We start from the raw sequence: 6909 nt of genomic DNA on the forward strand, positions 1-6909 counted from the left end.
GCCGGTGCGCACGGTCGCGCGCAAGATCGCGGACTGGATCCACCGGCTGGGGGCGGTCTGGGTGGAGGGCCAGGTCACCCAGATCTCGGCCCGCCCCGGCACCCAGACCGCGTTCGTGACGCTGCGCGACCCGGCCGCCGACGTGTCGATGACCGTCACCTGCCCCGCGCGCATGGTGCGTGCCGCGGACCCGCCGCTGCGGGACGGCGCCAGCGTCGTCGTCCACGGCAGGCCGTCGTTCTTCCTCGGCCGGGGCACGCTGAGCCTGCGCGCCGACGAGATCCGTCCGGTCGGCATCGGGGAGCTGCTGGCCCGCATCGAACGGCTGCGCAAGCTGCTGGCCGCGGAGGGGCTCTTCGCGGCCGAACGCAAGCGTGGCCTGCCGTTCCTGCCGCGGGGCGTGGGGCTGATCACCGGGCGCGCCTCGGCCGCGGAGCACGACGTGCTCGTCAACGCCCAGGGCCGCTGGCCCGCGGTGCGGATGCGGGTGCTGAACACCGCGGTGCAGGGCGCGCACGCGGTGCCGCAGATCCTGCGGGCGTTGTCCACGCTCGACGCCGACCCGGACGTCGACGTGATCGTCATCGCCCGCGGCGGCGGGAGCGTGGAGGATCTGCTGCCGTTCTCCGACGAGGCGTTGTGCCGGGCGGTCGCCGCCGCGGGCACACCCGTGATCAGCGCCGTCGGGCACGAACCCGACTCGCCGCTGCTCGACCACGTCGCGGATCTGCGGTGCTCCACCCCCACCGACGCGGGCAAGCGCGTGGTGCCGGACGTCGCCGAGGAGACCGCGAAGGTGCACCAGCTGCGCGACCGCGCGCGCCGGTCCCTGCACGGCTGGGTGGACACCCAGCGCAGACTGTTGGACCAGCTGCGCAGCCGCCCGGTCCTGGCCGACCCGCTCGGACCCGTCCAGCGCAGGCAGGTCGAGGTCGAGACCCAGCGGGAACGCGGACGGCGCGCGGTGCTGGCCGAGCTGACCCGCGAGCAGACCGCGCTCGCGTCCGCGCGGGCCCGGCTCACCGCGCTGGGGCCGTCGGCGACGCTGGAACGTGGGTATTCCGTCGTGCAGTACACCGACGATTCGGGCAACCTGAGAGTACTCCGATCGGTCGCCGATGTGACCGACGGCACACCGCTGCGGGTCCGGGTCACGGACGGGGCGGTGCGGGCGGTGGTGGAGACACGGGAGGAATGAGGTCGGCGAATGCACGGGTGCGCCTTTCTGCCGTTGACGACCGGCACCCTCGCCCGCCTGTGCGCGGAGTCGGACGGGACGGTCCCCGAGGAGGTCCGGACCGTGCGCGCCCGGGCGGACGAGGTCGAGGCCGCCGCCGTGCGCAGCTGGACCGTGCTGCTCGCCGGATGTCGCACGACCGACCCCCCGGAGCTGGTCGGCAGGCTGCGGGGACTGTCCGAGGCGACCGCGTGCTACGTGGGCAAACGCTGGTGGTTCGGTGCGGGTTCGGCGCACCGTCACCGCGTCGCCGGGGCGCAGACACGGCTGGAGAGCGCGCTCGCCGAGTCCGACGGGGGCGAGTTCGCCCGCGCCTTCGTCACCTACGACCACGCGATGGCCGGCGCGGTAGTGTGCGCCCGCGGACCGGTCCCGACCGGCGGCCGGGCGGCACCGGTGGCCGGGAGGGCACCGGCCGGGACAGCACCGAGTGGGACGGACGAGACGGACACGTGAGCGACGACGCGCGACGGACCCCGCAGGACGACGACACCGGCGCGGGTGCCGACACCGTGAGCCCCGGGGGAGCCGACACCGGGGCCGGGGGGAACACCGACCCGGACGGTCTGGAGCAGCTCGGCTACGAGCAGGCGCGCGACGAGCTGATCGAGGTCGTACGGGGCCTGGAGGCGGGTGGCCTGTCCCTGGAGGAGTCGCTCGCGCTGTGGGAGAAGGGTGAGCGACTGGCCCGGTTGTGTGAGCGGCACCTCGACGGTGCACGCGAGCGCATCGAGGCCGCGCTGGCTACCGTTGAGGACACGCCGTCCGAGGACGGCTCCGACGGGCCCGACGAGGACCGGGCACGGTGACGTGCGCGACACCCCCGTGATCCGGGTATCGGCGACCCGACAGGGAGCGACACGCTTGTCGTGAACAGTTCCAGACACGCCATCGGGAGGCACCATGACCACCGCCAGCCAGTCCGGTAGTCGCCGGGGCGAAGCCCCCGACCGCAACCTCGCGATGGAACTGGTCCGGGTCACCGAGGCCGCGGCGATGGCCGCGGGCCGCTGGGTCGGCAAGGGCGACAAGACCGGCGGGGACGGCGCCGCCGTGGACGCCATGCGCCAGCTGATCGGCACCGTGTCGATGCGGGGTGTCGTCGTGATCGGCGAGGGCGAGAAGGACGAGGCGCCCATGCTGTTCAACGGCGAGGAGGTCGGCAACGGCGACGGCCCGCACTGCGACGTGGCCGTGGACCCCATCGACGGCACGACCCTGATGTCGAAGGGCATGCCGAACGCGCTCGCCGTGCTCGCGGTCGCCGAGCGGGGCGCGATGTTCGACCCGTCGGCGGTGTTCTACATGGAGAAGCTCGCCGTGGGGCCGGAGGCCGCGGGGACGGTGGACCTGTCCGCGCCGATCGCCGAGAACATCCGCCGGGTCGCCAAGGCGAAGAACAGCGGGGTCTCCGACGTGACGGTCTGCATCCTGGACCGCCCCCGGCACGAGCGGATCGTCGAGGAGGTCCGCGAGGCCGGTGCCCGCATCCGGTTCATCAGCGACGGCGACGTCGCGGGCGCCATCGCCACCGCGCGGCCGAGCACCGGTGTCGACATGCTGCTGGGCATCGGCGGCACACCGGAGGGCATCATCGCCGCGTGCGCGATGAAGTGCCTCGGCGGTGAGTTGCAGGGCAAGCTCTGGCCGAAGGACGACACCGAACGGCAGCAGGCCCTCGACGCCGGGCACGACGTCGACAGGGTGCTCACCACCGACGACCTCGTGCGCGGCGACAACGTCTTCTTCTGCGCCACCGGCGTCACCGACGGCGACCTGCTGCGCGGCACCCACTACCGCGCGGGCGGGGCCACCACCCAGTCGATCGTGATGCGGTCGAAGTCCGGCACGGTGCGGCTGATCGACGGCTACCACCGGTTGACCAAGCTGCGGGACTTCTCGTCCGTCGACTTCGACGGCGCCCCGGAGGACGCCACCCCGCCGATCCCCTGACCGGCCGCGGGGCCCGGGACTCCGCCCCCGGGTCCCGGCACCCTGACCCCGGCGCCGCCGGGGTCAGGCGTCGCTGGAGTGGCCCGGGAAGAGCTTCGCCTTCGGGTCGAGCGCCACGGCGATGTTGTTCACCGCCGTGGCCGCCTCGCCGAACCCGGTGGCGATCAGCTTGACCTTGCCGGGGTAGGCGGCGACGTCACCGGCCGCGTACACCCGGTCGCGTGCGGTGGCCATCGTGGTGTCCACCTCGATCGACCGGCGTTCGATCCGCAGGCCCCAGTTCTCGATCGGGCCGAGGTCGGCGGTGAACCCGAGTGCGGCGACCACGGCCTGGGCGGGCAACGTCATCCGCCGCCCGTCCCGGATCTCCAGGTCCACCTGCGCGAGCGCGCCGGTGCCGTCCGGTCCGCTGCCGCGCAGCGCGGCGACCTCGGCGTCGGTGATGATCGGGATGCCCTCGTCCCGGGCCTGCTTCACGATCGACTCGGCGGCCCGGAACTTCGCCCGCCGGTGCACGAGAGTGACGCTCGCCGCGATCGGGCGCAGGGCCAGCGCCCAGTCGAACGCGGAGTCGCCGCCGCCGACCACGACGACGTCCTGCCCGGCGTGCGCGTCGAGGGCAGGCACGAAGTGCACCAGGCCCTGCCCGAGCCACTCCTGCCCCGAGGGCAGCGGGCGCGGGGTGAACTCACCGATGCCCGCGGTGATCAGCATCGCGCCCGCGCGCACCAGAACACCGTCGTCCAGGGCGAGTTCCAGCCCGTCGTCGACGGTGGTGAGCGTGTCGGCCTTGCGGCCGAGCAGGTAGGTGGGGTCGGCCTGCGCGGCCTGCTCGACGAGACCCTTGACCAGGTCCCGCCCCCGCACGGCGGGGAAGCCGGCCACGTCGTAGATCATCTTCTCCGGGTACATCGCCGTGATCTGACCGCCCGTCTCGGGCAGCGAGTCGACGACCGCCGTCGACAGGCCACGGAATCCCGCGTAGTACGCGGCGTACAGGCCGGTCGGCCCGGCTCCGACGATCACCAGGTCGACCGACACCGTCTCGGACGCACTCATGTCCCACCGCCCTTCCGCCGTTGGTGGGGGCCGTGGCGCAGTCTAGTGCCCCACGACACCGGGCGACTGATCCCGAACTGCGCCAGACTGGCCCCATGGCGGAACAGGACTACCGGATCGAGCACGACACGATGGGCGAGGTCAAGGTGCCGGCCGACGCCCTCTACCGCGCGCAGACCCAACGGGCCGTGGAGAACTTCCCGATCTCCGGCCGTGGTCTGGAGCGCGCCCAGATCCGCGCGCTCGGCCTGCTCAAGGCCGCGGCCGCGCGGGTCAACGCCCGGCTCGGCGTCCTCGACGGCGACCTCGCCGCGGCGATCGCGACGGCGGCCGACGAGGTCGCCGAGGGACACCACGACGGGCACTTCCCGATCGACGTGTTCCAGACCGGTTCGGGGACCTCGTCGAACATGAACGCCAACGAGGTGATCGCGACGCTGGCGACCCGGTCACTCGGCCGGGACGTGCACCCCAACGACCACGTCAACGCCTCGCAGTCGTCCAACGACACCTTCCCCACCACCATCCGGGTGGCCACCACGGAGGCGGTACTGACCGACCTCGTGCCCGCACTGGACCACCTCGCGACGACGATCGAACGACGGGCCGCCGAGTGGGCCGACGTGGTCAAGTCCGGCCGCACGCACCTGATGGACGCCGTGCCGGTGACCCTCGGCCAGGAGGCCGGCGCCTGGGCCGCGCAGGTGCGGTTCGGCATCGAACGCCTGCGCAGCGGGCTGCCCCGGCTCGGGGAGCTGCCGATCGGGGGGACCGCGGTGGGCTCGGGCCTCAACGCGCCCCCCGGGTTCGGCGGCGCGGTCGCCGAGGAGCTGGCGAAGGTCACCGGGCTGCCGCTGGCCGAGGCCCGCGACCACTTCGAGGCACAGGCCACCCAGGACGGCGTGGTCGAGACCTCGGGGCACCTGCGCACGATCGCGGTGTCGCTGAACAAGATCGCCAACGACGTCCGCTGGCTCGGGTCCGGACCGCGCACCGGACTGGCGGAACTGGCGCTGCCGGACCTGCAACCCGGGTCGTCGATCATGCCGGGCAAGGTCAACCCGGTGATCTGCGAGGCCACCATGCAGGTGGCGGCGCAGGTGATCGGCAACGACGCGACCGTGTCCTTCGCCGGGTCGCAGGGCAACTTCCAGCTCAACGTCAACCTGCCGGTGATCGCGCGGAACGTGCTGGAGTCGGCGCGGCTGCTCGCGAACTCCTCCCGGCTGTTGGCGGACAAGGTGTTCGCCGGGCTGGCCGTCAACACCGACACCGCCCGTGCCTACGCCGAGGGGTCGCCGTCGATCGTCACCCCGCTCAACGCCTACATCGGGTACGAGGAGGCGGCCGCCGTGGCGAAGCAGGCGCTGGCGGAGCTGAAGCCGATCCGCGACGTCGTCCTCGAACGCGGCCACGTGGCCGACGGGAAGCTCACCGAGGCACAACTCGACGAGGCCCTCGACGTGCTGCGCATGGCGCGGGGAGGCCGGTGATCCGATGAGGCCGTCGGCGACCACCCCGGCCCGCCTCCGGTCGCGCACCCGCTGACCCGCCCGCGACCGTGTCCACCGGACGAGAGGCGAGGCCCCCGGGCACCCGCCGTGCGGTGGCGGCGGCGTCCGTGCGCACCGCCGCGTCGGTGGCCCTGCTGGTCACCGGCTACTACCTCGCCCCGCTGGAGGGCAGGTCGGACACGGTGGCGTGGCCGTGGTTCGGACTCGCGTTGGCGCTGCTCGGGGTGGTCGTCGTCCGGCAGATCGTCGCGGTCGCGCGGTCGGGGCGGCCCCGGCTGCGCGCGCTGGAGGCCCTCGGCGTGATGGTGCCGCTGCTGCTGGTGGTGTTCGCCGCGACCTACACCCTCATCTCGGGCGCCGATCCGGACTCGTTCACCGAACCGGTCGGCCGCACGGACGCGCTGTACTTCACGATGACGGTCTTCGCCACCGTCGGCTTCGGCGACATCGCCGCCGTGGCCGAGCCCGCCCGGATCGTGGTCACCATCCAGATGGTCGTCGGCCTGGTCCTGGTGGGCGTCGTCGCCAAGGTCGTCGTCGGCGCCGTCGACGTCGCCACCCGCCGCCACCCCACCTGACCCTCCCCCGGCGAGTCGCCACCCCAGCCCCGCGAGTTGACACTTCCTGCCCGCGAGTCGCCACCCCATGCCCGCGAGTCGCCACCCCATGCCCGCGAGTCGCCACCCCATGCTCGCGAGTTGCCACCCCGCGCCTGCGAGTCAGTACGTGGTGGAGTCGACTCGCCCACACGAAGTGACAAGTCACGGGCGAGGACGGGCAACTCGCCGACCTGCGGAGGCAACTCGCGGACGTGAGGCGTCAACTCGCGGGCATGGAGGGGCGACTCGCGGGGTGGCGGGGGAGGATGGCGGCATGTGGTTGCACGAGCTCGTGCGGGTGTCGGGGCGGTTGGCGGCGACACGGTCGCGGACGGCGAAGACCACCGAGCTCGCGGACCTGCTGACCGGGGCACCGGCCGACGAGCTCGCCGCCGCGGTCGCCTTTCTGACCGGGACACCGACCCAGGGCCGCATCGGCGTGGGGTGGCGGACCCTGTCCGGGCTGCGCACCGCACCCGCCGCGGAGCCCACGCTGACCGTCGCCGAGGTCGACGCCCTGCTGGGCGAGATCGCCGCGGTCGGCGGC

Annotated in this window: 7 protein-coding genes and 1 pseudogene; 7 read left to right on the forward strand and 1 reads right to left on the reverse strand. The window is 73.3% G+C overall.

Features of this window, described 5'->3' with window-relative positions:
• The 4 genes from xseA to glpX all read left to right on the forward strand — a co-directional run.
• Positions 1 to 1198, forward strand: a 1198-nt coding sequence (gene xseA, locus ACTIR_RS0104285) for an exodeoxyribonuclease VII large subunit (RefSeq protein WP_026453343.1), incomplete at its 5' end; no start/stop codon positions are given.
• Positions 1199 to 1207: 9 nt separating this feature from the next.
• A complete protein-coding gene (locus ACTIR_RS0104290; protein WP_026453344.1) occupies positions 1208 to 1693 on the forward strand; it encodes a hypothetical protein in 486 nt (161 codons plus the stop codon).
• Positions 1690 to 2046, forward strand: a complete 357-nt coding sequence (locus ACTIR_RS0104295) for an exodeoxyribonuclease VII small subunit (RefSeq protein WP_084789309.1) — start codon at positions 1690 to 1692, stop codon at positions 2044 to 2046. The genes ACTIR_RS0104290 and ACTIR_RS0104295 overlap by 4 nt, the downstream gene beginning before the upstream one ends.
• 94 nt (positions 2047 to 2140) lie before the next feature.
• The gene (gene glpX / locus ACTIR_RS0104300; protein WP_026453346.1) at positions 2141 to 3190 is read left to right on the forward strand and encodes a class II fructose-bisphosphatase; all 1050 of its coding nucleotides are present in this window, start codon (positions 2141 to 2143) and stop codon (positions 3188 to 3190) included.
• 63 nt (positions 3191 to 3253) lie between these two features.
• Here the strand turns inward: glpX and ACTIR_RS0104305 are convergent, their stop codons facing one another.
• Positions 3254 to 4249, reverse strand: a complete 996-nt coding sequence (locus ACTIR_RS0104305) for an NAD(P)/FAD-dependent oxidoreductase (RefSeq protein WP_026453347.1) — start codon at positions 4247 to 4249, stop codon at positions 3254 to 3256.
• A gap of 95 nt (positions 4250 to 4344) precedes the next feature.
• Between ACTIR_RS0104305 and ACTIR_RS0104310 the strand changes: the two genes are divergently transcribed.
• The 3 genes and pseudogenes from ACTIR_RS0104310 to ACTIR_RS26255 all read left to right on the forward strand — a co-directional run.
• A complete protein-coding gene (locus tag ACTIR_RS0104310; RefSeq protein ID WP_026453348.1) occupies positions 4345 to 5742 on the forward strand; it encodes a class II fumarate hydratase in 1398 nt (465 codons plus the stop codon).
• Positions 5743 to 5855: 113 nt separating this feature from the next.
• Complete coding sequence (locus ACTIR_RS0104315) at positions 5856 to 6341, forward strand: potassium channel family protein (protein ID WP_034238310.1); 486 nt, start codon at positions 5856 to 5858, stop codon at positions 6339 to 6341.
• A gap of 295 nt (positions 6342 to 6636) precedes the next feature.
• A pseudogene (locus ACTIR_RS26255) lies at positions 6637 to 6909 on the forward strand (ATP-dependent DNA ligase); the annotation flags it as partial.

It is taken from the genome of Saccharomonospora iraqiensis subsp. iraqiensis (assembly GCF_000430445.1).
Lineage (GTDB): Bacteria > Actinomycetota > Actinomycetes > Mycobacteriales > Pseudonocardiaceae > Saccharomonospora > Saccharomonospora iraqiensis.